The organism is Microbacterium sp. UBA3394 (genome assembly GCF_002358725.1).
Classification (GTDB): Bacteria; Actinomycetota; Actinomycetes; order Actinomycetales; family Microbacteriaceae; genus Microbacterium; species Microbacterium luteum.
Window position 1 is genome coordinate 1 of record NZ_DEPK01000065.1, and the last position, 2,882, is coordinate 2,882.

The 2,882-nt window shown below is 70.7% G+C and carries 3 protein-coding genes; 2 read left to right on the plus strand and 1 reads right to left on the minus strand.

What is annotated here, in order from left to right; all coding sequences use genetic code 11:
• A partial coding sequence (locus B4E30_RS03600) for a hypothetical protein (protein ID WP_286793527.1) occupies window positions 1–396 on the plus strand: 396 nt, incomplete at its 5' end.
• Window positions 397–489: 93 nt separating this feature from the next.
• On the plus strand, window positions 490–1,992 hold the full coding sequence (locus B4E30_RS03605) for a L,D-transpeptidase family protein (RefSeq protein WP_286793528.1): 1,503 nt from the start codon (window positions 490–492) through the stop codon (window positions 1,990–1,992).
• A 95-nt stretch (window positions 1,993–2,087) separates the two neighbouring features.
• Here the strand turns inward: B4E30_RS03605 and B4E30_RS03610 are convergent.
• Window positions 2,088–2,882, minus strand: a 795-nt coding sequence (locus B4E30_RS03610) for an NADP-dependent isocitrate dehydrogenase (protein WP_286793529.1), incomplete at its 5' end; no start/stop codon positions are given.

Sequence of the window (2,882 nt, forward strand, 5' to 3'; positions counted from 1 at the left end):
ACCGCAGCCACGGCCGCCACGGCCGAGGGCGAGAGCACCGGACAGTCGCAGGACGCCCCGGGCGACGACGGCCAGAGCGTCGAGGACGCGTGCGCCGTGATCGCCCAGACGATCACCGACGCGACCGCCGAGTTCGAAGGCGGCGATGCCGACGACCTGGCCGCGGTCGCGGAGGCCATGGAGGCCGCTGCCGCGGAGCTCGCGACCGAGGCCGGAGCGATCACCAACGACGAGGTCGCCGCGCTGGTGCCCGATCTGCAGCAGATGTTCGCGGAGGCCGGCGAGGTGTTCGTCGCCCTCGGCGAGGGCGACGCGTCGGGGGTCGAGGATCTGGAGGAGATCGGCACCCGCTTCCAGGAGACCGGCGCGGCCTTCGAGGAGCTCTGCGCGGGCTGAACGATTCTCGGCAGACCGTGATCAATCCGTAGCACGCCCGCATCCGGCCTCCTTTACCATGGATGAAGGTGCAGAGCAGGCGGGGGTGAGCGCGTGACGGATGTCGTGACACGACCGGACGCGGGTGTCGACGAGGGTGCGGGGGGACCGACCTCGGGCGACGACGCGACGGTTCCGACCGATCCCACCTACGAGTGGGCCCCGGTCGAGCCGGAGCCGCGCAAACGGCGCATCGGCCTGTGGATCGGCATCGGCGCCGGGGTCGTGGCCCTCGGCGCGGCCGCAGCATCGCTCGTGCTCATCGCGCCCGGCACATCGGTCGCCGGCGTCCATGTCGGCTTCATGACGCAGGGCGCCGCCGCCGACGCCATCTCCGGCCGACTCGCCGAGACGACCGTCGTGCTCGCCGGCGACGGGGGCGACGCCCGTGTCTCCGGCGCCGACCTCGGAGCGACCGTCGAGGCACAGGCCCTCGCCGAGACCGCCTTCGCCGAGCATCCCCTCTGGAACATCACGGCGTGGTTCCCCGAACCCCTCGACACCCCCGTGGCGATCGACGAGGCCGTCGCGGCCGAAGCCCTCGCCGCCGCCGTCCCGGCGATGTACACCGATCCCGTCGACGCGGAAGTTGCCTTCGACGCCGACAGCACCGCCTACGTCGTGACGCCCGGCGTCGACGGAACCGGCGTCGACGCCGGCGCGGTGCGCGAGAGCCTGGCCACCGCGTTCGCGGCCGGCGAGACCACGATCGAGGTCGACGCCGTCGCCGCGCCGGTCTCGCCCGAACGGGAGACCTACGTGGCCGACGCGACCGCCGCGCGCCTGAACACGATGCTCGACGAGGCCGGGTTCTATGTCGGCGACGAACGGGTCGTTCCGATCGAGGCCTCGACGCTCGCATCCTGGATCACGCTGTCCCCCGGCGAGCGCGGCACCCTCGACATCGCCGTCGACGAGTCCGCCGTGCAGGAGGTCGTGGACACCCTGCCCGAGGCTGTGAACCGCGACCCGGTGAACAACAAGGTCCTCGTGAACATGGCCGGCACGACCCTCGCGGAAGAGAACGAGGGCACCGTCGGCCGCGAACTGGAGACCACCGACGGCATCGCCGCGGGCTTTTCCGAGCAGCTCGCCACCGCGAACGGCGCGTACCAGCTCCCGGTGGTCGAGACCCCCTACGAGACCGCCGAGGTGGTGCGTCTGCTCGAGGTCGACCTCAGCTCGCAGATGCTCTACCTGAAGGAGAACGACCAGGTCGTCGACAGCTGGGCGATCTCGAGCGGTCAGAGCAACACGCCGACCTACACCGGTCGCTACACGGTCCACGCGCACCTCACGAGTCAGACCATGCGCGGCAGCGAGCGCGACGCCAACGGCGACGTGCTCCTCGATGCCAACGGCGATCCGGTGACCTACACGACCCCCGACGTCAAGTGGGTCATGTACTTCAACGGCGACCAGGCCTTCCACGGCGTGTACTGGCACTCCAACTGGGGCACGCCCATGAGCCACGGATGCGTCGGCATGCCCGAGTGGCGGGCCGAGCAGATCTTCAACTGGACCGCCAACGGCACCGACGTGTGGATCCACGCCTGAGCCCGAGCGACATCGCCGCCCGCTGACAGCGCGCGGCGAGACGAGAACGGCGCCCGACCCGCGAGGGTGGGGCGCCGTTCTCGTGAGAGCCGGACTCAGCTGAGGGCGTCGATGATGCCGTTCAGCGTGGCCGACGGACGCATGACCTTGTCGACCGCGTCGCCGTCGGGGCGGTAATAGCCGCCGATCTCGACGGGCGATCCCTGCACCGCGGCGAGCTCGTCGACGATCTTCTGCTCGTTCGTCGCGAGGGCCTCGGCGACGGGGGCGAAGATCTCCGCGAGCTCCGCGTCGGCCTGCTGGCCGGCCAGCTCCTGCGCCCAGTACAGCGCGAGGTAGAAGTGGCTGCCGCGGTTGTCGATCGAACCGAGCTTGCGACCGGGCGACTTGTCGTTCTCGAGGAACGTCCCGGTCGCGGCATCCAGCGTGTCCGCCAGCACCTGCGCGCGAGGGTTGTCGGTCGTGGTGGCCAGGTGCTCGAGCGACGCGGCCAGGGCGAAGAACTCGCCGAGCGAGTCCCACCGCAGGTAGTTCTGCTCGACCAGCTGCTGCACGTGCTTCGGCGCGGAGCCGCCCGCGCCGGTCTCGAACAGACCGCCACCGGCGAGCAGCGGCACGATCGAGAGCATCTTGGCGCTCGTGCCGACCTCGAGGATCGGGAAGAGGTCGGTGAGGTAGTCGCGAAGCACGTTGCCGGTGACCGAGATGGTGTCCTCGCCGCGCCGCATCCGCTCGAGGGTGTAGCGCGTCGCCTCGGCCGGCGGCAGGATCACGATCTCGACGTCGGAGGTGTCCAGGAGCGCGAGCCCCTGGTGCACCTTCGCGATCAGCTGAGCGTCGTGGGCGCGGTTGACGTCGAGCCAGAACACCGCGGGAGCACCGGTGGCGCG